This is a genomic window from Glycomyces albidus, from assembly GCF_009451885.1.
Classification (GTDB): domain Bacteria; phylum Actinomycetota; class Actinomycetes; order Mycobacteriales; family Micromonosporaceae; genus Glycomyces; species Glycomyces albidus.
On sequence record NZ_WIAO01000021.1, the window covers coordinates 74,945 to 97,620 of the forward strand.

Genomic DNA, 22,676 nt, shown 5'->3' on the forward strand with positions numbered 1-22,676 from the left:
ACAGGTGCTGTTGTTATACAGGTCTCTTTAAGATCCGACTCACTCCTGCCGTTCTGTGTTTCTCGAACATCGCACGCGGCGGGTTCCGACGCCCGAAACCTCCCGAGGGGGCCCATTGAGACGAGCATTGATGCTGCTGTCGGCTGCGCTGGCCGGCCTGTTGCTGTGTCTGGGGGTGAGCAGCAACGCCACCGCGCAGGAAGCGCTCGGCGTCCACGGCACACTCGACGACCAGCAGGACCAGCCCGTGGCCGGCGTGTCGATCACCGTGACCGACGCGAACGGCACCGAGATCGCCACCGTCGTGACGGCCGAGGACGGCACCTGGGCCGTCCCGCTCGAGACCGAAGGCGACTACGTCGTCATCCTCGACGAGTCGACGCTGCCCGAGGGCCTCGTCGTCCGCAACTGCAAACCGCGGCTCGAAGTCCCGATCAGCTCCGACCGGACGGCGCTGTTCCCGCTCGACACGCAGACGGACGGCTGCACGCCCGGCGAGAGCCCGACCGGCGACGACTCGCCGACCTCCGACGCGGGCGGCGACCCCGGTGACGAGTCCTCCGAGACCGACGACTCCGACGCCGCCGACGACGCGGCCGCCGACGAGGTCAGCGAGGTCGAAGGCGAGGGCGGGGCGACCCGGGCCATCAGCCTCCTGGTGTCCGGCCTCCACTTCGGCCTGATGATCGCCCTCGCGGCGGTCGGCCTGTCGATGGTCTTCGGGACCACCGGCCTCACCAACTTCGCCCACGGCGACCTGGTCACCTTCGGGGGGATCATGGCGCTGCTGTTCAACATCACGTTCGGCGTGCCGGTGTGGCTCGCCGCGATCGCCGCGGTGATCCTCGGCGGGGCGTTCGGCTGGGCCCAGGACTGGGGCCTGTGGGCCCGCCTGCGCCGCAAGGGCATCGGCCTGGTCTCGATGATGATCATCTCGATCGGCGTGGCCATGCTCATCCGCTTCGCGACGCTGTTCTTCGTCGGCGGCGAGCGCGAGCGCTACGACCAGTACGTGGGCCAGAAGCCGTGGGACTTCGGCTGGCTCGTGATCACGCCGAAGGAGGTCGTGACCGGCGGCATCGCGCTCGCGGTCTGCATCCTGGTCGGCTGCGCGCTCCTGTTCACCCGGCTCGGGAAGGCCACCCGCGCGGTGGCCGACAACCCGTCGCTCGCGGCGTCCACCGGCATCGACGTCAACCAGGTGATCCGCCTGGTGTGGACGATCGGCGGCGCGCTCGCGGCGATGTCCGGCGTGTTCCTGTCCATCAGCGACGGCGTGAAGTTCGACATGGGCCAGCACCTGCTGCTGCTCGTGTTCGCCGCGGTCGTCCTGGGCGGGCTCGGCACGGCGTTCGGCGCGTTCGTCGGCTCGATGATCATCGGCGTCTTCGTGCAGATGTCGACCCTCGTGATCGCGCCCGAGCTGAAGTACGTCGGCGCGTTGGTCGTCCTCATCATCATCATGCTCTCCCGGCCCCAGGGCATCCTGGGCCGCCGCGAGCGAATCGGTTAGGAGGCCACGCGATGGATTGGCAATTCGTATTCAGCCAGGCGCTCACGCAGGCCATCGGGCCGACGATGCTCGTGTACGCCCTCGGCGCGATCGGCCTGAACCTCCAGTTCGGGTACACGGGCCTGCTCAACTTCGGCCAGGCCGCGTTCGCGGCGATGGGCGCGTACGGCCTGGCGATGGCCGTGGTCGCGTTCGATCTGCCGTTCTGGTGGGGCATCGCGATCGGGCTGGCGGCCGCGGTCGTGATGGCGCTACTGCTGGGCATCCCGACGCTGCGGCTGCGCGCCGACTACCTCGCGATCGTGACGATCGCGGCGGCGGAGATCGTGCGGCGGCTCGCCCGGGCGACGGTCTGGTCGGACACGACCGGCGGCTCGGACGGCATGCGCGGCTTCTCGGAGCCGTTCTTCGAGATGAACCCGTGGCCCCCGGACGCGACCTGGGAGTTCCTGTTCGTGTCGATGGACTCCGGGCGGCTCGTGATCGACTTCGGGATCTTCTCGCTCCAGTACTCGAACCGGGACCTGTGGGTCATGACCGTGGGCTGGGCGCTGGTGCTCTTCTTCCTCGGGATCATGGCGCTACTGGTGCACAGCCCGTGGGGCCGGGTCCTCAAGGGCATCCGCGAGGACGAGGAGGCCGTGCGCAGCCTCGGCAAGAACGTCTTCGCGTACAAGATGCAGGCGCTCGTGTTCGGCGGCATCATCGGCGCGGTGGCGGGCTTCATCTTCGCGCTCAGCCGCGCGAACGTCCAGCCGGACACGTTCACCACGGACTTCACGTTCTACTTCTACGTGGTGCTCATCCTCGGCGGGGCGGCCCGGATCTTCGGGCCGGTGCTCGGCGCGGCCCTGTTCTGGTTCCTGTACAACCTGCTCTCGCAGGGGCTCATCCAGGCGGTGCGCGCCGAGGTCATCCCCCAGGGCATGCTCTCCACGACCCAGATCGGCCCGCTGGTGTTCTTCCTGCTCGGGCTGGGAATGGTCCTCCTGCTGATCTACCGGCCGCAGGGCCTCATCGGCAACCGGAAGGAGCTGATGCTCGATGTCCGATAAAGAGCGGTCCGATAACGAGCGGTCCGACACTGCGCCGACCGAGAAGGCACCGGCCGAGCAGGCGGCTGAGACGGCACCGCCCGCCGGCGGCACGCCGGCCGGGAAGGCCGGGATCACCGCCGCGAAGGCGGCGCTCAAGGACGTCCCGCCCGAACCGGGGGCGTCGAAACCGGATCCGATCCTCACCGCGAGCGGGGTCCGGCGGGCCTTCGGCGGCCTCGTGGCGGTCGACGTCGACCACCTCGAGGTGCAGCGGGGCACGATCACGGCGCTCATCGGCCCGAACGGCGCCGGGAAGACCACGTTCTTCAACCTGCTCACCGGTTTCGACCGGCCGAGCCAGGGAACGTGGGAGTTCGACGGGCACCGCGCGAACCGGATGCGGTCGTACCAGGTGGCGCGGGCGGGAATGGTCCGCACGTTCCAGCTGACGAAGGCGCTGACGCGCATGAGCGTCATGGACAACATGCTCATCGGCGCGCACAGCCAGATCGGCGAGCGCATGTGGGCCGGGCTCTTCCCGCGCCTGTGGAAGCGCCAGGAGGCCGCGAACCGCGAGCGGGCGCTGAGCCTGCTCGAGCGGTTCAAGCTCATCGACAAGCGCGACGACTACGCCGGCGAGCTCTCCGGCGGTCAGCGCAAGCTGCTGGAGATGGCGCGGGCGCTCATGCTGGAACCGAAGATGATCATGCTGGACGAGCCGATGGCCGGGGTCAACCCGGCGCTGAAGCAGTCGCTGCTGGAGCACATCAAGGATCTGCGCGAGGACGGCATGACCGTGCTGTTCGTGGAGCACGACATGGACATGGTCCACGAGATCGCGGACTGGGTTGCCGTGATGGCGGCCGGGCAGCTCATCACCGAGGGCACCCCGGACCAGATCTCGGCCGACCAGCGGGTCATCGACGCGTACCTGGGCGCCCACCACGACGCGGCCCAGCATTAGGAGGCGACATGAGCGACAACGAGATTGAGGGCATCGCTCCGACGGGCGTCCCGATCGACGAGAGCATCGAGTCGTCGACCGAGGTGTGCAGCCGCGAGGGCCACCTGTCGGCCTCGGGGAACGCGCTGCTGCGCGCCGACGAGGTCACGGCCGGGTACATCCCGGGCGTGTCGATCCTCAACGGCACCGACCTGTACGCGAACGAGGGCGAGCTCGTCGGCATCATCGGCCCGAACGGGGCCGGGAAGTCGACGCTGCTCAAGGCCATGTTCGGGCTGGTCGGCATCACCTCCGGCACGGTGACCCTGCGCGGGGAGGACATCACGAACCGGAAGGCGCACCAGCTGGTGCCCCTCGGGGTCGGGTTCGTCCCGCAGACGAACAACGTGTTCCCGACGCTCACGGTCGAGGAGAACCTCGAGATGGGGGTGTTCCTGCGGCCCAAGGCGTTCCGGGAGCGGTTCGGGTTCGTGACGGACCTGTTCCCGATCCTCGGGGACCGGCGCACGCAGCGGGCCGGGTCGCTCTCGGGCGGCGAGCGGCAGATGGTGGCCATGGGCCGGGCGCTCATGATGGAGCCGACCGTGCTGCTGCTCGACGAGCCGTCGGCGGGCCTGTCCCCGGCGATGCAGGACGAGGTCTTCTTCAACACGAAGCAGATCAACCAGGCCGGCGTCACGGTGGTCATGGTCGAGCAGAACGCGCGGCGGTGCCTCCAGATCTGCGACCGCGGCTACGTCCTGGACCAGGGCCGCAGCGCCTACACCGGCCCCGGTGCGGGCCTGATCGACGACCCCAAGGTCGTCGAGCTCTACCTCGGCACGCTCGGCAAGGCGCGCTAGGAGCGAGCGGAAGCCCCCCGGGTCCTGTGGTCCCGGGGGGCTTCTTCTGTGCCTCGGTGCTTCGGTGCTTCGGTGCCCCGGCCTCCCGGCGCCTCCGCACCCGCGGTGCGTCGGCGCCGGGGCCGGCGGGCTAGCTCAGCTCGCCGAAGCGGTACTCGAGGTTCTCGTACGTGTTGTCCTCTTTGTACTCGTAGACGCCGATCGTCGCCGCGGTGACGTCGCCCTCGGGCGAGAACTCGATCGGGCCGGAGTAGCCGTCGTAGTCGATGTCCGCGGTGTTGTCCTCGGCCAGCAGCTCGGCGCACTCGGTGAACCCGACGCACTTGGTGCCGCCAGAGGAGACGTCGACCAGGTTGTCCTTGATGACCTCCGAGTCGATCGCGTCGCCGGCGATCGCGGCGAGCGCGGCCAGCGCGGTCGCGTCATAGGACTCGGGGCCGTAGGTGAAGTCCTGGAGCTCCGGGTCGATCTCCAGGAGGCGCTCCTGGATTGCGGCCGGGTCGGCGCCCGGGAAGGTGCCCTTGGTGCCGAGCAGGAAGCCGGGGTCGAACTGGTCGCCGTAGTTGGACAGGTTGCCGTCGACGAAGTACCACGGGACGTCCTGCGCGCTCAGGCCGCCTTCGGCGAGGGCCGGGCCCAGGTTCACGATCTCGTTGAACGTGATCAGGACGAGCGCGTCGGCGCCGGACGCGGCGACCGCGCTGACCTCGGCGTTGAACTCGGTCGCGGTCGGGTCGTAGATCGTCTTCAGGACCACTTCACCGCCGAAGTCGACGATGTTCTGCTCGACGGCGTCGGCGAGGCCGGTGCCGTAGGCGTCCTGGAGGGCGAGGATCGCGACCTTCTCGTGTCCGTCGGCGATGATCGTGTCGGCGAGGACGCGGCCCTGGAGGACGTCGGAGGGCGCGGTGCGGAAGTAGTAGTCGCCGCGCTCGTACGTGGTGAAGTCCGGCGAGGTGTTCGCCGGGGAGATCTGGACGATCCCCTCTTCGTAGAGCTTGTCGATGAACTGGAACGACACACCGGACGAGGCCGCGCCGATGACCGTGTGGACGCCCTGGGCGATGAGGGCGTCGGCGGCCGGGCTGGCGATGTCGGTCGACGTGTCGCCGGAGTCCTCGTGGAAGACCTGGACGCAGTCGCCAAGCACGCCGCCGGCCTCGTTGATCTCCTCGATGGCGAGGTTGACCCCGGCGAACTCGGGCGGGCCCAGGAAGGCGAGCGAGCCGGTCTGCGGCAGGATCGTGCCGACCTTCAGACCCTCGTCGCTCTCAGTGCATTCGCCGCCGGTCGCACCCGGGTCGTCGTCTTCGCCGCTGCAGGCGACCAGCGAGAACGCCGTGACACCGGCGGTGCCTACAGCGAGCAGTGCTCGGGAAAAGCGAGCCATTGTCTCTCCTATTGAGTGTTCGAGAAGGATCCGCAGGTGGAATGGAGGTTGACGTGATCCGAGTTACACCTTATTGCAGCGGCCGGGCCGATGGCATGCGCCGTAACCACACCCGGCCCTGTTTGTGATGACACCGTGACCTTCGGAAGCGGGTGTTGCAATCGCTTTGCGGAGAAGGGAACCGCGGGTTTCACCCGGTTTCCGGCGCACTCCCCTCCCCCGCAACGGATGGCGGCCCGCCCCCCCCCCCCCGCCAGGGGGAGGCCGCCCGCCCCCTCCGGGGGAGCCGGTTCGTCCCCGCGCGGGAGGAAGCGGAGCCCCGGGACGGCGAGGCTGAAGGCATGACAACGGAACTCACCACCGCACCCGCCACCCGGCGCCCGGCCGGACGCGCCGCGGTCATCGCGGCCTTCCTCTGGTCCCTCACCGCCGTCCCGATCGGCCTCTGGCAGCTCCTCGACCCCGCCGGCGGCCCCTTCAGCCACGAGCTGTACCAACCCACGTTCACCCTCCCCGGCTCGGTCCCCGACTGGGTCGCGCCCGCGGCGCTCATCGCCGCCGGCGTCCTCGGCCTCCTCGCCGGCCGCGCCAAGCCCGCCCTCTGGCCGCTGACCGCCCTGTACGCCGTGGTCTTCGGCATGCTGCTGAGCACCGTCTCGCCGATCTCGTTCGCGGGCTACCTGTGCGCCTTCTTCCTGCCCCTCGCGATCCTCGGGATCCCGGTCTTCCTGGCCCGCGGCACGGCCGGGCGCCTCATCGCCGCCGCCGCGGTCGTCGCGCTCATGGCCGTCCTCGGATTCACCGGCGTCATCGACTACGCCGCCGTCGGCGACTTCCTCGCGAACCTCGGCGGCGCCCTGGCCGACATCGGCGCCTACATGGCCGTCCAGGTCTGGGTCGTCGCCGGCGGCGGCATCTGGGCCGCCCTGACCCTCAGCCACGTGCTGGGCGGCCGCGAAGGCCGCCCCGCGCCCGAATGGCTCGCCCCGCACCGGGCCGCGAGGTGGGGCCGGGTCGCGAGCTGGATCGCGTTCGCCTGCGCCCTGCCGTACGGGCTCACCCGAATGACCTGGCTGACCCCGTGGGTCTGGGTGGGCGGCCCGCTCGAGTCCACGCAGATCGATCTCGGCACCCGCGTCTGGGGCCTGCTCCTCGGCTTCGCGGCCCTCGGCGGCGGCCTCCTCTGCCTCGGCCTGACCTACCGGTGGGGGACGCGCTGGCCGTTCTGGATGCCGGTGGTCAAGGGCCGCCCGGTCCCGCCGAAGGTCGCGATCGTCCCCGCGACGACGGTGGCCGCGCTGTTCACGTTCGTGTCGGTCCCGTTCGTGGCCTTGGCGGTCCGCCAGGACGCCCTCGAGATGGTGTGGGCCTTCCCGTTCTACGTCTGGGGTCCGGCCCTCGGCGCGGCGACGCTCGCCTACGCGATCCGCCGCGGCGTGGTCGAGGCCCGCTGACCGGCCGCGCCGCGGGCCCCGGAGCATCCGGCTCCGGGGCCCGCTTTAGCGTTGGGATTCGGTGTTGACCCGGCTCGTCCGCTGCCATACCGTTGCCCTTGCAACACATTCCAGATAATCCTGCAAATTATTTCAGAACTCTCAAAGGAAGCACATGCTCGACATCCTGGTCGTCGGCGGCGTCGGCGTCGACACGATCGTGCGGGTCCCGGAGATCGCGATCGGCGAGGGCGACTCGCTCGCCGTGGAGCCGATCCGCGACTACGTGGCGCACACCGGGAACGGGGTCGCCCTCGGCTGCCTCCACCTCGGCCTGGCCACCCGGTTCATCGACTACATCGGCGACGACGAGCAGGGCGCGCTGGTGCGCCGCCACTACGAGGAGCACGGCCTCGACTTCCGGTACCTGATCTCCCCCGCGGGCACCTCCCGGTCGGTGAACCTGGTCGACGCGGGCGGCCGCCGCTACTCGTTCTACGACTACCGGCACGACCCCGACCTGCGGATGCCCGCCGAGTTCTTCGGACCCCATGTGGCCGAGGCGGCCCACGTGCACGTGTCGATCCCCAACCACACCCGGGACGTGCTCGCGGCGATCCCCGAGGGCGTCACGGTCTCCACCGACCTCCACGGCTGGGACGGCGAGGCCGAGCACCAGAAGGACTTCGCGCGCCGCGCGGACCTCGTGACCCTGTCGGCGGCCCGCCTCGGCGGCGACCCCGAGAAGGCCATGCGATGGATCATCGACCACGGCCGGGCCTCGCTGGTCGTCGCGACCGACGGCGAGCACGGCGGGTACGTCCTCGAACGCGGCGGCTCGCTCGAGCGGTACCGGGCGATCGACCCGGTCGCCGAGCTCGGCGACGTCTCGCCCGAGTGGGCGTCGTGGGCGCCGGTCGACTCCAACGGCGCCGGCGACGCGTTCGTCTCGGGGCTCCTGTGGGCCCGCGGCAAGGGCGGCGACGTCGCGGAGGCGCTCGACGCGGGCCGCATCGCGGGCGCGTACGCGTGCCGCACCAGGGGCACGAGCACCGCGCTGATCACCGAGGAGCTCATGGCGAAGAGCCTCGCGGCCCTGAAGTAGGCGAGCGGCCGCCGACCGGTCGGCGGCCGCTGCGCTACTGCTGCTCGCGGTTGGCGGTCATGGCCTTCGCGCGGGCGATGACGTCGTCGAACGGGGACGGTTCGGCCGGGGTCGGCCGGACCGCGTCCCGGTGCTCGGGCTGGACCACGAGCATGAACAGGCAGCCGACGGCCGCGGCGACGACGGGGGCGCCGAGGCCGATCTCGGCGGCGGGCCAGTGCCCGGAGGCCGCGCCGGTGGCGATCATGAACGCCGCCCACACCGGGAGGGACCAGGCGCCGGCGAGGACGATGAGGTCGCGGCGGCGGCGCAGCTCGGGACGGATGAGCCAGACCAGGAAGTCGAGCCAGGCGCCGGCGAGCAGGAGCACCCAGACGTACGCGCCGTTCGCGAAGCCGGTGAAGGCCCCGGCCATGATGCACGGGTACGCGAACACGACGGTGAAGAACCCGAGCGGCAGCCGGAACCGGCCGGTGGCGAACACCGCGAGCGCGAGCACGAGGACCGTGGTGAACACGATGCCGGCGACCGGGCCGCTGTCGAAGAAGCCGTGGCCGGACAGGCCCATGCCGGTCTCGTGCGGCGTCCTCGTGAACGGCACCAGGTAGTTCAGGAACAGCACGAGGCTGGCGACGAGGAAGCCGAGCGAGAGGGCGGGCGCGGCGAGGCGGGCCTCGATCGGGATCGGTTCGGGCTCGACCGAGAGGGTCTCGCGGCGCCACGCGGAGAGCCAGGGCGCGAGGGTGATGAGGATGCCGGCCGCGGCGAGGCCGAGGTGCGAGGGGCTGAAGAAGATGTCGAGGTTCGTCTCGATGCCGAGCAGTTCGTGCCAGATCATGTCGGCGATCCCGGAGACGAGGAACAGCGGGATGCCGATGATCGCGGGCCCGTACCCGTGCGGGACGGCGGCCATGCCGGTGCGGCCCTCGCGGCGGTGGGCGCGCACGAGGACCCAGGCGATCCATGCGGCGGTGGCGGCGAAGCCGGTGTAGAACGCCAGGTGCCACCAGGTGAAGAAGGATTCGGCCCAGCCGCGGGCGTGGGCGTTGACGTCGAGGATCAGCCCGCCGATGAACCACGCCGAGAACGCGGCGGTCGTGAGGTCCTGCCACCAGGCGGCGAAGACGCGGGGCTGCCGGGAGTCGGCCAAGAGGTGCATCTTGTACTCCAGCATTCGGTCAAGGGGGGTGATGGCCATGAGGCCATCATGGCCCACCCCGACCAGCGGCGCAATCGCCGGACCGTCACCGTCCGAGCACTGTGATCAGACGAAGCGGTGATCAGACGAAGCGCACGAGGAACAGCTTCGGCCACTGCTTCCCGGTGACGTAGAACGTGCCTTCCTCTGCGGCGGCGGCGATCCCGTTGAGGACGTCGGCTCCGGCCGACTCCTCGTCGGTGAGGAGGCCGGCGGCGTCGACGACGGCGCCGACTTCGCCGGTGGCCGGGTCGATGCGGACGATCTGGTCGGTCTGCCAGAGGTTGGCCCAGACCTGTCCGCCGACGCATTCGAGCTCGTTGATGGAGAAGACCGGTTCGCCTTCGAGCGTGACCTCGACGGTGCCGGTCTCGGCGAACGTGACCGGGTCGCGGAACGTCAATGTGGACGAACCGTCGCTCATGACCAGCCGCTCGCCGTCGGAGCAGATCCCCCAGCCCTCGCCCTCGTACTCGACGGTCTCGACGACCTCGAGGGTGACGGGGTCGCGCTTGTAGGCGCGGTGCTCCTGCCAGGTGATCTGCCAGACCGCGTCGCCGGTGAGGGTGAGGCCCTCGGCGAAGTCCTCGGCGGGGAGGTCCTGGGAGGCGAGCACGTCACCGGTGCCGGGGTCGGTGATGCGCACGTCGGATTCGCCGTAGAGGCCGGCGCTCTCGTAGAGGACGGTGCCGAACTCGGGGTGCTCGCCGAGTTCGAGTCCCTGCGTGAAGGACCCGGGGTCGTGGTCGTAGGTCTCGAGGACCTCGACCGACAGCTCCTCGACGCCCGCGTCCTCGGGGACGGTCACGCGCTCCTCCGCGGCGGCGTCGCCGGTGCTGCACCCGGCGAGCGCGAGGAGCCCCGCGGCGGCGAGCGCGAGACCGCCTGCCCGCTTCTCATCGAACATTGAACTCGTCTCCAGGTGGTTCAGGGGTGATGCCTCGTACCGTATCGGTCATGGCAAACGAGGACAAGAGGTGAAGCGGCGCGCTTGCCGCGCACCGGGAGGCGGGGGGACCCGCGGCGCGGGCGGGGCGCGGCCCGCGGACCGCTCTCAGCCCCGCCGGCGCCAGCGGGCGACGGTCGCCGAGACGGTGACGCCGAACGGTTCGGGCAGTGCGGCGACGGCCCGGTCCAGCTCGGCCGGGTCGACGTGGCGGGCGCTGGGGCCCATGCCCACGAGGCGTCGGACCGCATCGTGTCCGAGGCCGATCGCATAGGAGATCTCGTCGGTCCGCTCGGCCTCGAACGCCGAGCCGAGCTGGTCGGCGGTCCGCTGCGGTTTCGCGGGGTCGACGCTCAGCAAGTCCAAGGCGTCGACGAGTTCGCGCAGGTGGTCCCTCCGGGGGGTGAGGACCACCAGGGCGCCTTCCGGGTGGAGGACGCGTGCGATCTCGTCGGCGTTGCGGGGGGCGAAGACGTTGAGGACCGCGGCGGCGGCGCCGTCGCGTACCGGAAGCCGGTTCCACGCGTCGGCGAGCACCGCGGCGAGCCGCACCCGAGGTTCGGCGGCTCGTCGCGGTTCTTCCCGTCCCCCGAGGGGAATCTCGCGCTTGGCGCAGCGGCGCAGCGCGTACTTCGAGGTGTCGAGGCCGATGCCCTCCCGCGCGGGGTCCTTCGCGAGCGCCGCGGCCAGGTAGTGCCCGGTGCCGCAGCCCGGTTCGAGGATCACGCCCGGCGCGCCGGTGACGGCGGCGTTCGCGACCGCTTCGAGGAGCGGGTCGTAGGCGCCGGAGGACAGGAACTCCTCGCGGGCGGCGACCTGGTCGGCGGTGTCGCCGGTGGTCGCGTTCGAGCCGGGCGCGAGCAGCGGCGCGTAACCCTGCTTGGCGAGGTCGAACGAGTGCCCGGACGGGCAGGAGAGCCGCCGGTCGGCCTGGTCGAGGCCCTGGCCGCAGTTGGGGCAGGCGAGCGCGGCGAGCGCGGGCAGCGTCACGCGGCGGAGCCGGGCTCGTCGGGGGCGCCGGGGTCGTTGTAAGGGGCAGCGTCGTTGAAGGAAGCAGGGTCGAGCAGGCGCAGGAAGTCGCGGAACGATGCGGGCATGTCGATGCTTTCGGGGTCGTGGAGCCACTGGTACTGGAGACCGTCCATGATCGCGACCGCCAGCGGCGCGGCCTCCTCGGGGGTGAGCCCGGAAGGGAGCCGGTCACCCCACCGCTCGCGCAGGGTCGCGACCATCTCGCGGCGGACACGGCGGTAGCGCTCCCGGAAGTACGTCTCGGCCGGGTGGTCCTCGGTGACGGACTCGCCCAGGAGCGCCGAGAAGGTGCGGATGATCGCGGGCCGGTGCGCGTTGGCCTCGACCACGCCGACGGTCTGGGCCACGGTCATCGGGTCGCCGCCGGCGACCCGGTCGCCGCGGTCCCACTCGTCGCGCATGGTGAGCACCGCGATCAGAAGGTCCTCTTTGGACGGAAAATAGTGGAGGAGCCCCTGCTGGGTCAGGCCGACCTTCTCGGCGACGGCGGCCAGGCTCGCGCCGCGGTAGCCGCGCTCGGCGATGACCTCCATCGCGGCCCGGACGATCTCCTCGCGGCGGGCCTGCCCGCGGGCGCCGTGGCGGACGCCGTGCGGTCTCGGCGGATTCGTCATGGGGCGCCCCGATCTGCGCTCGGTCTCAATGGACCTCCAGCATAGATAATCACAATACGGCCACAGCCACTACCGGACGCTCGGTAGCGGTGGCAGACTCGGATCCGGCGCAGCGAAGCCCCGACAGAGAGGACCCCCGACATGAGCGACTGGACCGTCCCGGCCGACAGGCCCGACTACGACGACGCCGTTGAGGCGGCGCTCGCGAAGCTCGACCTCGAGACCAAGGCCGACCTCCTGGCCGGCATGGACATGTGGCGGACCGTCGCCGCCCCCGAAGCGGGCCTGCGGTCGATGACCGTCTCCGACGGCCCCATCGGCGTGCGCGGCCGCTTCTGGACCGCCGCCGACCCCTCCCTCGCCCTCCCGAGCCCGACCGCCCAGGCCGCCTCCTGGGACCCGGTCCTGGTGCGGCGCATCGGCAACCTGCTCGCGTCCGAGTCCCGCCGCAAGGACGTCGACGTCCTGCTCGCGCCCACCATCAACCTCCACCGGTCGCCCCTGGGCGGCCGCCACTTCGAGGCGTTCAGCGAGGACCCCTACCTGACCGGGCGCATCGCCGAGGCGTACGTCGCGGGCGTCCAGGAGCGCGGCGTCGGCACCACCATGAAGCACTACGTGGCCAACGACGCCGAGACCGACCGGTTCACCGTCGACAACGTCATCGGCGAGCGCGCCCTGCGCGAGCTCTACCTCCGACCCTTCGAGATGGTCACCGCCGCGGTCAACCCGTGGGGCGTCATGACCGCCTACAACACCGTCAACGGCACCACCATGACCGCGCACCGGGAGCTCATGGACGTCCTCCGCGAGGAGTTCGGCTTCGACGGGTTCAACGTCTCCGACTGGGGCGCCGCCCGCCACACCGTCGAGGACGTCGAAGCCGGCCTCGACCTGGCCATGCCCGGACCCCTCACCGTCTTCGGCAAGCACCTCGTCGACGCCGTCCGCGAAGGCCGCACCACCGAGGCCGCCGTCGACGCGAACGTCCGCCGCATCCTCAAACTCGCCGCCCGCGTCGGCGCCCTCGAAGGCGTCGAGGCCGCGGTCGCCGGCCGCCAGGACGCGATCGACGACCCCGACGGGCTCCTCCGCGAGATCGCCCGCCGCTCCTTCGTCCTCGCCAAGAACGCCGCCCCCACCGGGAAGGACGGCACCGACGCGGCCCCCATCCTGCCGCTGCACGCCGACGCGATCCACCGGCTCGCCCTCATCGGCCCGGCCGCCAAAGAGGCCCGCATCCTCGGCGGCGGCTCCGCGACCGTGTTCCCGCCGCACGTCGTCTCCCCCCTCGACGGCCTCCGCGCCGCCCTGGGCGACCGCGTCCACTACGCCCAAGGCGTCGACCTGTTCGAGCAGATCCTGCCCGCGAAGCGCGGCTTCGACCTCACCGTGCGCCCGGTCCGGAACGACGGCACCGAACCCCCCGCCGAACCGCTCGCGAGCGGCGACGTCAAATGGATGGGCTACCTGCCCGGCGAGGTCGACCCCGACGACTTCCACCACGCCGTCCTCGACGGCGTCTACACGGTGACCACCACCGGCGAACACGTCTTCGGCACCCGCGGCAACGGCCACCACAAGGTCCTCATCGACGGCGACACCCGCTTCGAAGGCGACCACGTCTTCACCGGCGACGACCCGTTCGAGGCGTTCTTCGGCCCCGGCGTCGAGCGCTTCCGCATCCACCTGACCGCAGGACAGCAGGTGCGCGTCCGCCACGAGTACACGCCGTTCGAGTTCCCGCCCGGATTCCCGCCCTCGGTCCTGTTCGGGCTCATGCACACCGAACCGCGCCCCGACGAGGACACGCTCATCGAAGAGGCCGTCGCCGCCGCCCGCGACGCCGACATCGCCGTGGTCGTCGTCTCCACCACCGAACTCACCGAATCGGAGGGCTTCGACCGCCGCGACCTGCGCCTCCCCGGACGCCAGGACGAACTCGTCGCCGCCGTCGCCGCCGCCAACCCCAACACGGTCGTCGTCGTCAACACCGGCTCCCCGGTCGAGATGCCCTGGGCCGACGACGTCGCCGGCATCCTCCTCACCTGGTTCCCCGGCCAGGAGGGCGGCAGCGCCCTCGCCGAGGTCCTCCTCGGCGCCGAACCCGGCGGCCGCCTCACCACCACCTGGCCCAAGACCCTCGCCGACGCCCCCGTCACCCGGGTCGTCCCCACCGACGAAGGCGAACTCCACTACGACGAAGGCGTCTTCATCGGCTACCGCGCCTGGCAGCACCGCGGGACCACCGAGCCGGCCTTCTGGTTCGGCCACGGCCTCTCCTACACCGACTGGGAGTACGAGACCCTCACCGTCGACGGCGCCGAAGCCAAGGTCACCGTGAGGAACACGGGCACCCGGACGGGCCGCGAAGTCGTCCAGCTCTACCTGTCCCCCGACCCGGCCGCCGACGTCCCCGGCGGCATCGAACCGACCCGCCTCGCCGGCTTCGCCGCGATCGAGGCGGCCCCCGGCGAGACCGTCGAGGTCGCGATCCCGCTCGAGGAGCGCTCGTTCCAGTACTGGGACGAGGCGACGCACGCCTGGACCGCCGTCGGCGGCGTCTGGACGGCGAAGGCCGGCCGGAACGTGAACGACCTGCGGCTCGAAGCCGCCCTCAAGGCCTGACCGAGGCACAGCGCGAGGGCCGAGACCTGGGGTCTCGGCCCTCGCACGTGTCTTCATCGGTTCACGGAATTCAGAAGCCGGGCGAATCCTCACGGATGGCGCGATCGCTGCGGGCCGGGGTGGTCACCCCCGCCGAGTCCCACGGCTCGGCCTTCGGCGGCTCGTCGGCGCTGGCCGTAAAGTTCTCGATGATCTCACCGAACTTCGTGTCCTTGATCTTGTCCTGCGCCGCGTTCACCGCCTTGTTGGCCTGCGAGCGGACCGACGTCGCGACCTGCTGGACCCTGTCGTTGCCGGTGAACCGGCGCGTGTAGTCCACGATCTCCTCGTACCGCTCCCGGCCGGCCTTGGCCCCCAGGATGTACCCGACCGCGAACCCGGCTACGAGATACCACTTCCGCATATTTGCCTCCCCCGGCCGACCCTCGGGCCGGACGCTGCTTCATCGACCTGTGCTCTGGAGTTCACTGTGCGTTGCCGCACACAGCGGCCATTCTGCCGCATCAAGGGGTGCCCCGCCGGTCCATGCGGGAAACGCGCCGCCGATTTCCACTCCCGCGGGGCCCACGCCACACCCACCCCGGTGGCACCCCGTCCCGCCGCTCCTGTACTCTCGTATCCGGTTCGCCGCACGGCAGAAGCCGAGCTAGAACCCCTTCCCCAATAGCTCAATTGGCAGAGCAGCCGACTGTTAATCGGCAGGTTCTTGGTTCGAGTCCAAGTTGGGGAGCCACCTTGAGACAGTGGGACAGGCCCGGTCGGCGAAAGCCGTCCGGGTCCTTTCTTTCCCCGGCGCGTCGCCCCCTCTGATCCGAGTAGCGGCCGACTTGCGGGTGCGCGGATCACTCCCATGCGGCCAAGACGTCCTCCGGCCCCCACACGAGGTCGGCGACCACGCCGTCTGCCACACCGGATCGACTGACCACCACCGTGCCGCTCTCATCTTCCGAAGCCCCGGGGACCGACCTCGCGGACTTCCTGAGACTGTTCAGATCATGGCGGTCGAAGGGCGTGCCGAGCCATTTGATCGAGCCCGTATAGAAGATCTTCCTCGCCACGGGTCCGCGGTCTGCACCGACGAGGTCCACCTCGGGATCGAAGCTTCGCGGCCACCAGCCGCCGACTTCGACCGCCTCCGGCCAAGGGAATTCATCCGAAGCGGACGCACGAGCGAGCGCTTCCCGCACCACCGGTTCGATCGCCCGACCGCGCCAGCTCTCCCATCGCCGCTTGATCATCTGGAGCGCATGCGCATGACGGTCGCGCTTCACTTCCTCATGGGCGCCGGCGAGCATCGCCAGGTACAACCGCAGGTACGAATCGGCGACGCGGTACAGCTTGCCGCCATTGCCGGGTCGGGTGGCGAGCGGCTGATCGAATGCGATCGCGTGCTTGTCGTGGAGCCGGTTGAGAATCGGACCGAGCGAGCCCGACTTGATCGGCTCGTGGGGGCCCCGCCCCGCATGGGCGGCGATGTTCCCGAAGGTCCGCTCACCGCTCCCGATCGCCGAGAACACCTTGCGGGTCTGGTCCGGTTGCGGGAACTCCGAGTCCAGCATCTGCTCACCGATGGTGAACAGCGGGCTCGTCGCTCTGCGGCACTGCTCGGCAAAGAAGTCCAGGGCGTTCGAACCGTCGCCCCAAGTTCTGCAGAGCGCAGGGAATCCGCCGGTGATCAGGTAGGCGTCGAGCGCGTCGACTCCGCCCAGGCCGGTGAGCTCCGCAGTGTCCGCGGGGTTCAACGGCTTGACCACCATCGGATCCGCACGCCCGTAGAACGGACGGTCATAACCGATGAACGCCTCCATCATGTGGATATCGCTGCCCACCAATAGCAGGAGCACCGGTTTGCGCTTGAGCAGCCGATCCCATGCCGTCTGCAGATAGCCTTCGAGGCGCGAATCCTGCTGGAACAACCATGGGATCTCGTCTATGACGACGACCGAGACCCGGTCCTCGGGCACGGCGAGCGCGAGCAGCTCGAACGCCTCCAGCCACGTTCGAGGTCCCGCGCTCGGCAGAGCAGCGGCCCCCGGAAGGTCTGAGGCCCGAAGCGCGGCCATGAACAGCTCAAGCGATTCGGCGGTTCCGACCCCTCTGCTTGCTTGGAAGTACAGCCTCGGCAGGGCCGCCTCGACGCAATACTGCTCGACCAGTCTCGACTTGCCCGCCTGCCGACGGCCCCGGATGGCGACGGCGGCGCCCTCGCCGTCACGTTCGACCAGTTCCTGCCGCCACCGCAGGTCTGCCATCTCCCGTTTGCGCCCTACGAACGAAGCCTTGCGCACGACCGCCTCCGACCGGTTTCGACCTGACTCAGATGCTCTCTAAGTTAGCATGGCTCTAAGTCAGCAATCCTCTAAGTCAAGGCGGGCCATGGCCGCTGTCTATGGGCCGGCGGACCCGGCGGCCAAGGCAGTTGCCGCAGTGTCACCGGCATCGGGCGGGAAGTCGGCCGCGCTCATTCTCGTGCTCGGGCCCGCCAGTTGCGGGCGCCTCGGAAGACCCATGAGATCGCGCCGAGCATCGCCGTGCCCAGGCCTGACGTCAGGAGGCTCTGGCGGAAGGTGACGCCGTCGCCGACGAGTCGGTCGCGGAGGCCGGCGTCGGACGTGTCGATCGTCAGGGCCACGACCGCGCCGATGACGCCGAGCGTCGAGATCAGCGGGGCACGGTTCACGAGGAAGTCGACCACGCTCAGGAGCCAGTTCGTGAGTCGCATGCCCTCGCGGCGCAGGCCCCGCGGCGGGAGCGCGCCCCGCCAGGCCGCGATGGCGACGACGACCTGGCCGGTGAGCCAGACGTGCCGGTGGGCGCCGTCGTCCCACAGCGCCCAGGAGCCGCGGACCAGGTTCGGGCCCGAGACCGTCTGGTCGGTGTTGAGCAGGAAGTCGACGGCGCGCAGGCAGGCCGTCCGGGACCGGTGGTCCTCGAGCCGCGCGAGGGCGAGCAGGCACCAGGCGGTGCCGCTGTTGGCGCACTTGTTGGTCACCTGGAGGGCCGTGCGGTCGTAGGCGGTGTGCCATTCGTCGAGGCTGTTCGGCCAGCGTCCGCTGTCGCGCTGCTGGTCGACCACGTATTCGACCGCGAGCTGGAACGCCTCGGCCGGGACGCGGGCGGCCTGGAACGCGACCAGGACCTGCGCGGTGGTGGCCGGGTTGGGGCGGGCGGCGCTGGTGACGCCCCAGCCGTGGCTCGCGTTGTCCTGGCAGCGAAGGAGGTAGGACACGATCTTGTCCTGGAGGTCGTCGCGGTGCCGCCACAGGGCGAAGGCCCACAGCGTCAGCGCCGACGGCATCGTGCGCGGCAGCTCGCCCGAGGGCGTGGAGGCGACCGAGCCGTCGCCGGTGTCGACGCAGGTCTCGAGGTAGGCCAGGCCGCGGTCGATCTCGCGGCTCCTGGTGCCGGGGGCGATCTCGTAGAGGGCGATGAGCGCCCACGCGGTCGGTTCCGCCCCGGCGAACGCGAACTCGCCGCTGCTGAACGAGCCGTCCTTGTTCTGCTGGGTGGTGATCCAGCGCTTCGTCGCCCCGAGGTCGACGTCGTCGAGGACCGCGGCGATCTGCCGCCCGCATCGGCGGAGGGCGGCGACCGCGCAGACCGCGTCGACGGTCCCTCCCCACAGGGACGCTTCGTCGCCGCCGGCCGACACCGGCCATATCTGCCGGCCGGCGATCCGATGCCGCAGCAGCCATGCCGCGGCGAGGGACAGGCGCTCGTTCAGTTCGCTCTCGGTGGGCCATCGCCTTCTGGGCATCGTGCACCTCCACGGAATAGGCGGAAGCGCCACTGCGAATCGGGGTGACCAAGGCGCACTTCTGCCATCGAATTCGTTCTCTCAGTGCGCCATTGCACTTGTAACGTCCAGACTTCGAATGATGGCAGAGCTGCGGCCCGCCGCATTGATGAGGATCGACTAACTTCGATTCGGTTAGCATCAGTGAACTGCGCTTTCGCACAAAATGCCGCTGCAATCGGTTCCGCTTGCGCCCCTTGGCGTCTCGGCTCGCGAATTGTGTTCTCCGGGTCGGCGCCGCGCACGCCGTTCGCGCACCGCACCGCGAATACGGCGATGCCGAGTCGGATAATTGACAGGCCGCCGGTTCGATCGGCCGCCCGTGCTCCGGAATCACAGGCGCGAGAGGGCGTCCTCGACGGCGCGGTGGAAGGTCGGGTAGGCGTAGATCATGCGGCGGAGGCGGTCCAGGGGCGTGCGTTCGTGGACGGCGAGGGTGAGCATCGAGAGGACTTCGCCGCCGGCGGGTCCGGCGGCGGTGGCGCCGACGAGGACGCCCCGGTCGGTGTCGGCGACGAGTTTGACGAAGCCGTCGTTGCCGGCCTTGTGGATCCAGCCGCGCGAGGAGTTCGGGATCTCCGAGACCGAGGTCGCGACCGCGATGCCCTGGTCGCGGGCCTGCCGCTCGGTCAGGCCGACCGCGCCGACCTCGGGGTCGGTGAAGGTCACGCGGGGCACGGCGTGGTACTCGGCGCCCGGGCCGCCTCTGCCGAGGACGTGGTCGGCGACGATCTTGGCCTGGTACATCGACATGTGCGTGAAGGCGCCCTCGCCGACGATGTCGCCGATCGCGTACACCCCGTCGGTGAGGCGGAGGTGCTCGTCGGCGTCGAGGGAGCGGCCGCTCGCGTCCACGCCGACCGCGTCGAGGCCGAGGTTCGCGATGTTCGGCCTGCGGCCGGTGGCGACGAGGAGCCGCTCGGCGTCGACTTCGAGCGGGCCCGCCTTGACGGTGAACCGGCCCGCGTCGTACGCCACCGACTCGACCGCGGTGCCGGTGTTGACCTCGATGCCCTCGGCGGCGAACACCTTGGCGACCAGTTCGCCCGATTCGGGCTCCTCCAGCGGCAGGAGCCGGTCGGCGGCCTCGAACACCGCGACCCGGGTGCCGAAGCGCGAGAACGCCTGCGCCAGCTCGAGGCCGATCGCGCCGCCGCCGAGGACGATCAGCGACTCGGGGGCCTCAGTCGCGGCGACCGCGTCCCGGTTCGTCCAATAGGGAGTGTCGGCGAGGCCGGCGACCGGAGGGACGGCGGGTTCGGTGCCGGTGTTGAGGATGATCGCCTTCACGACGGTGAAGTCGCGGTCGCCGACGCGGACCGCTCCGGGCCCGGTGATGACCGCCTCGCCGCGGACGAGGCGCCCGCCGGCGTCCTCGAAGCGGTCGACGGCGACCTGGTCGTTCCAGTCGTCGGTGGCCTCGCCTCGGATGCGCTGTGCGACCGGCGCGAAGTCGGGAGAGACGTCGGCGGCTCCGGCGAGCCCGGCGACGCGGCCGGCCTCGGCGAGCGCGTCGGCGGCGCGGACCATCATCTTCGTCGGGACGCAACCGTAGTAGGGGCATTCGCCGCCGACGAGGCGGCGCTCGACGCCGATGACGGAGAGTCCGGCCCGGGCGAGTTCGGCGGCCGCCGACTCGCCTCCCGGGCCCATGCCCACCACGACCACGTCCACTTGCTCCGCCATGTCCGGCTCCTCTCGCCCGCGTTCGGCGCCAACCCTACCGCCGCGAGCGCGCCCTCGGGCCGGTCCCGGTTCGGCCCACCGGGACCGGAGCACCCGTGCCGCCGAGCATGATCGATACCGGTCCAAGTCGGGTATTGTCGCGTGAGCGCCCGGACCCGATGGCGGGCGCAGGCCCGGCCGACCGGGGCGATGTGCGGGCACCGGCCGAGGTCCCGCGCATCCGTGCACCCGGAGGAGCCCGATGATCGAGTTCCGGAACGTCACCAAGCGCTTCCCCGACGGCACGGTCGCCGTCGACTCGTTCGACCTCGTCATCCCCTCGCGACGCACCACCGTGTTCGTCGGCTCGTCCGGCTGCGGCAAGACCACGCTGCTGCGCATGATCAACCGGATGGTCGAGCCGACCTCGGGCACGGTGGAGATCGACGGCGAGGACGTCGCCGCGAAGCAGGGCGTCGCACTGCGGCGCAGCATCGGCTACGTCATGCAGAACGGCGGCCTGATGCCGCACTTCACCGTCGCCGAGAACATCGCGACCGTCCCGCGCCTGAACGGCCGGACCCGCCGCGCCGCGCGGGCGAGGGCGCTCGAGCTCATGGACGTCGTCGGCCTCGACACGGCGATGGCCGACCGGTACCCGAGCCAGCTCTCCGGCGGGCAGCAGCAGCGCGTCGGCGTCGCACGCGGCCTCGCCGCCGACCCGAACATCCTGCTCATGGACGAGCCGTTCGGCGCCGTCGACCCGATCGTGCGCGCCGAACTCCAGCGGGAGCTCATCAGGCTCCAGCGGGACCTCGACAAGACCGTCGTGTTCGTCACGCACGACGTCGACGAGGCGTTCCTCCTCGGCGACCAGGTCGCGATCCTCGCCGAAGGCGCGCGGCGGCTCCAGGTCGGCAGCCCCAGCGAGATCACCGAGAACCCCGCCGACGACTTCGTGGCGGCGTTCATCGGCGCCGACCGCGGCAAGCGCGCCCTCAGGGTCAAGCAGACCCCGCGCGGCCGGGTCCTGGTCGACGCCGAGGGCCGCACGCAAGGCGTCCTCGTGGAAGGCGAGGGGTAGATGGACTGGGTCTCCGAGAACCTGGACCTGATCGGCTCCCTGACGCTCGAGCACCTGCGGCAGAGCGTCATCGCGATCGCCGCCGGGTTCGCGCTCTCGCTGCCGCTGGGCTGGGTCGCTTGGCGGTACCGGCTCCTGCGCGGCTGGGTCATCACCGTGACCGGCCTGCTGTACACGATCCCGTCGCTCGCGCTGCTCATGATCCTCCCGGTGGTCGCCGGCTACCCGGCGACGAGCGAGACGAACCTGGTGATCGCGCTGACGATCTACGCGATCGCGATCATGGTCCGCGCCGTCACGGACGGCCTCGACTCGGTCGACCCGGCGGTGCGCCGCTCGGCGACCGCGGTCGGCTACGGCGCCGCACGCCGGTTCTGGGCCGTGGACCTGCCGCTGGCCGGGCCGGTGATCCTCGCGGGCCTGCGCGTCACCGCGGTGAGCACGATCTCGCTGGCGACGGTCGGCATCCTCGTGGGCGTCACCAACCTCGGCTACCTGTTCACGAACGGCCTCCAGCGGCGCATCGTCCCCGAAGTGCTGGCCGGGATCGTCGCCGTCGCCGTGATCGCGCTCCTGATCGACCTGGCGCTCATGGCCGCCGGGCGCACGCTCATGCCGTGGGCCCGCGGCGCGGCGCCCGCCCGCCGATCCGCCGCGGAGGCCGCCTCGTGAACCTGCTCGCCGACGCGTTCGCCTGGCTCTTCGCACCCGAGCAGTGGACCGGCCCGAACGCGCTCCAGCACCTGCTCGCGCAGCAGCTCTCCTTCACGGCGACCGCGGTCGCCATCGCCGCGCTCATCGCCGTCCCGCTCGGCTGGGCGATCGGCCACACCGGACGCGGACGCGAAGTGGCCGTGGCGTTCTCGGGCGCCGCACGCGCCGTCCCGTCCTTCGGACTGCTCGTGCTCCTGGTGCTGGTCTTCGGGGTCCTGCGCAAACCGGAGGCCGCGACGGTCACGTTCGTGATCCTCGCGATCCCCTCGCTCCTCGCCGGCGCGTACGCCGGGTTCGAGGCGATCGACCGCCGGGTCGTCGACGCCGCGCGGGCGGTCGGGATGACCGGGGCGCAGATCCTGTGGCGCGTCGAGATCCCGCTCGGGCTGCCGCTGCTGGTCGCCGGCTTCCGCTCCGCGGTGCTTCAGGTGGTCGCGACGGTGACCATCGCCGCGTACGTCAACCTCGGCGGGCTGGGCCTGCCGATCATCACCGGACTGAGCCTGCGCCGCTACGAGGTCGTCCTCGGCGGCGCGATCCTGGTCGCCCTGCTCGCGCTCGTCCTCGACGCGCTGTTCGCGCTCGCCCAGCGGGCCGCGGTGCCGCACGGCATCCGCGCCGACCAGGGGCACCCGACCGGGCGGCGCCTCGACCCCGAACCGGCCGCCCCCGCGACCCCAGACACCGCAGACACCCACCCTTGAGAGGAAGACCC

The 22,676-nt window shown here is 70.8% G+C and carries 19 protein-coding genes and 1 tRNA gene; 11 read left to right on the forward strand and 9 right to left on the reverse strand.

The window, feature by feature from the left end:
• The first annotated feature begins 115 nt into the window (after positions 1-115).
• Genes GFD30_RS16905 through GFD30_RS16920 form a run of 4 tightly spaced genes read left to right on the forward strand, consistent with a single transcriptional unit; the run spans position 116 to position 4,356 of the window.
• Positions 116-1,513, forward strand: coding sequence for an ABC transporter permease subunit (locus GFD30_RS16905; RefSeq protein ID WP_153026372.1), 1,398 nt, complete (start codon positions 116-118; stop codon positions 1,511-1,513).
• Between the two features lie 11 nt (positions 1,514-1,524).
• Positions 1,525-2,568, forward strand: coding sequence for a branched-chain amino acid ABC transporter permease (locus GFD30_RS16910; RefSeq protein ID WP_153026373.1), 1,044 nt, complete (start codon positions 1,525-1,527; stop codon positions 2,566-2,568).
• The gene (locus GFD30_RS16915; protein WP_153026374.1) at positions 2,558-3,514 is read left to right on the forward strand and encodes an ABC transporter ATP-binding protein; all 957 of its coding nucleotides are present in this window, start codon (positions 2,558-2,560) and stop codon (positions 3,512-3,514) included. Before GFD30_RS16910 ends, GFD30_RS16915 begins: the two co-directional genes overlap by 11 nt.
• A gap of 8 nt (positions 3,515-3,522) precedes the next feature.
• Entirely contained in the window at positions 3,523-4,356 is an 834-nt protein-coding gene (locus GFD30_RS16920) for an ABC transporter ATP-binding protein (RefSeq protein WP_153026375.1), read from the forward strand.
• 130 nt (positions 4,357-4,486) lie between these two features.
• Here the strand turns inward: GFD30_RS16920 and GFD30_RS16925 are convergent, their stop codons facing one another.
• Complete coding sequence (locus GFD30_RS16925) at positions 4,487-5,746, reverse strand: ABC transporter substrate-binding protein (protein ID WP_153026376.1); 1,260 nt, start codon at positions 5,744-5,746, stop codon at positions 4,487-4,489.
• A 341-nt stretch (positions 5,747-6,087) separates the two neighbouring features.
• On the opposite strand from GFD30_RS16925, the gene GFD30_RS16930 reads away from it, so the two are divergent.
• Together GFD30_RS16930 and GFD30_RS16935 are read left to right on the forward strand one after the other, a co-directional pair.
• Positions 6,088-7,200 carry a hypothetical protein gene (locus GFD30_RS16930; RefSeq protein WP_153026377.1) on the forward strand — a complete coding sequence of 371 codons (1,113 nt, stop codon included), beginning with the start codon at positions 6,088-6,090 and terminating at the stop codon, positions 7,198-7,200.
• Between the two features lie 154 nt (positions 7,201-7,354).
• Positions 7,355-8,284, forward strand: a complete 930-nt coding sequence (locus tag GFD30_RS16935) for a carbohydrate kinase family protein (protein WP_153026378.1) — start codon at positions 7,355-7,357, stop codon at positions 8,282-8,284.
• 34 nt (positions 8,285-8,318) lie between these two features.
• Here GFD30_RS16935 and GFD30_RS16940 read toward each other — a convergent pair whose 3' ends face one another.
• The 4 genes from GFD30_RS16940 to GFD30_RS16955 all read right to left on the reverse strand — a co-directional run bounded on the left by GFD30_RS16940 (position 8,319) and on the right by GFD30_RS16955 (position 12,074).
• Positions 8,319-9,482, reverse strand: a complete 1,164-nt coding sequence (locus GFD30_RS16940; RefSeq protein WP_153026379.1) for a hypothetical protein — start codon at positions 9,480-9,482, stop codon at positions 8,319-8,321.
• An 82-nt stretch (positions 9,483-9,564) separates the two neighbouring features.
• The gene (locus GFD30_RS16945) at positions 9,565-10,389 is read right to left on the reverse strand and encodes a glutaminyl-peptide cyclotransferase (RefSeq protein WP_153026380.1); all 825 of its coding nucleotides are present in this window, start codon (positions 10,387-10,389) and stop codon (positions 9,565-9,567) included.
• A 147-nt stretch (positions 10,390-10,536) separates the two neighbouring features.
• Positions 10,537-11,418: a putative RNA methyltransferase gene (locus GFD30_RS16950; RefSeq protein WP_322633341.1), complete on the reverse strand. Its 882-nt coding sequence runs from the start codon at positions 11,416-11,418 to the stop codon at positions 10,537-10,539.
• Complete coding sequence (locus GFD30_RS16955; protein WP_153026381.1) at positions 11,415-12,074, reverse strand: TetR/AcrR family transcriptional regulator; 660 nt, start codon at positions 12,072-12,074, stop codon at positions 11,415-11,417. Before GFD30_RS16955 ends, GFD30_RS16950 begins: the two co-directional genes overlap by 4 nt.
• A 141-nt stretch (positions 12,075-12,215) precedes the next feature.
• Here GFD30_RS16955 and GFD30_RS16960 point away from each other — a divergent pair, with 141 nt between their 5' ends.
• Entirely contained in the window at positions 12,216-14,702 is a 2,487-nt protein-coding gene (locus GFD30_RS16960) for a glycoside hydrolase family 3 protein (RefSeq protein WP_153026382.1), read from the forward strand.
• Between the two features lie 70 nt (positions 14,703-14,772).
• Here the strand turns inward: GFD30_RS16960 and GFD30_RS16965 are convergent, their stop codons facing one another.
• On the reverse strand, positions 14,773-15,105 hold the full coding sequence (locus GFD30_RS16965; protein WP_153026383.1) for a YtxH domain-containing protein: 333 nt from the start codon (positions 15,103-15,105) through the stop codon (positions 14,773-14,775).
• A gap of 254 nt (positions 15,106-15,359) precedes the next feature.
• Here GFD30_RS16965 and GFD30_RS16970 point away from each other — a divergent pair.
• A tRNA-Asn gene (locus GFD30_RS16970) sits at positions 15,360-15,435 on the forward strand.
• A 109-nt stretch (positions 15,436-15,544) separates the two neighbouring features.
• On the opposite strand, the gene GFD30_RS27985 is transcribed toward GFD30_RS16970, so the two are convergent.
• From GFD30_RS27985 to GFD30_RS16985, 3 genes are all read right to left on the reverse strand, one after another.
• A complete protein-coding gene (locus tag GFD30_RS27985) occupies positions 15,545-16,990 on the reverse strand; it encodes an AAA family ATPase (RefSeq protein WP_322633342.1) in 1,446 nt (481 codons plus the stop codon).
• 173 nt (positions 16,991-17,163) lie between these two features.
• The gene (locus GFD30_RS16980; RefSeq protein WP_153026384.1) at positions 17,164-18,459 is read right to left on the reverse strand and encodes a prenyltransferase/squalene oxidase repeat-containing protein; all 1,296 of its coding nucleotides are present in this window, start codon (positions 18,457-18,459) and stop codon (positions 17,164-17,166) included.
• Between the two features lie 372 nt (positions 18,460-18,831).
• Complete coding sequence (locus tag GFD30_RS16985; protein WP_153026385.1) at positions 18,832-20,184, reverse strand: dihydrolipoyl dehydrogenase family protein; 1,353 nt, start codon at positions 20,182-20,184, stop codon at positions 18,832-18,834.
• 241 nt (positions 20,185-20,425) lie between these two features.
• Here GFD30_RS16985 and GFD30_RS16990 point away from each other — a divergent pair, with 241 nt between their 5' ends.
• Genes GFD30_RS16990 through GFD30_RS17000 form a run of 3 tightly spaced genes read left to right on the forward strand, consistent with a single transcriptional unit; the run spans position 20,426 to position 22,665 of the window.
• The gene (locus tag GFD30_RS16990; protein ID WP_153026386.1) at positions 20,426-21,247 is read left to right on the forward strand and encodes an ABC transporter ATP-binding protein; all 822 of its coding nucleotides are present in this window, start codon (positions 20,426-20,428) and stop codon (positions 21,245-21,247) included.
• Positions 21,248-21,919, forward strand: a complete 672-nt coding sequence (locus GFD30_RS16995) for an ABC transporter permease (RefSeq protein WP_153026387.1) — start codon at positions 21,248-21,250, stop codon at positions 21,917-21,919.
• On the forward strand, positions 21,916-22,665 hold the full coding sequence (locus GFD30_RS17000) for an ABC transporter permease (protein ID WP_322633343.1): 750 nt from the start codon (positions 21,916-21,918) through the stop codon (positions 22,663-22,665). The genes GFD30_RS16995 and GFD30_RS17000 overlap by 4 nt, the downstream gene beginning before the upstream one ends.
• Positions 22,666-22,676 lie beyond the last annotated feature (11 nt).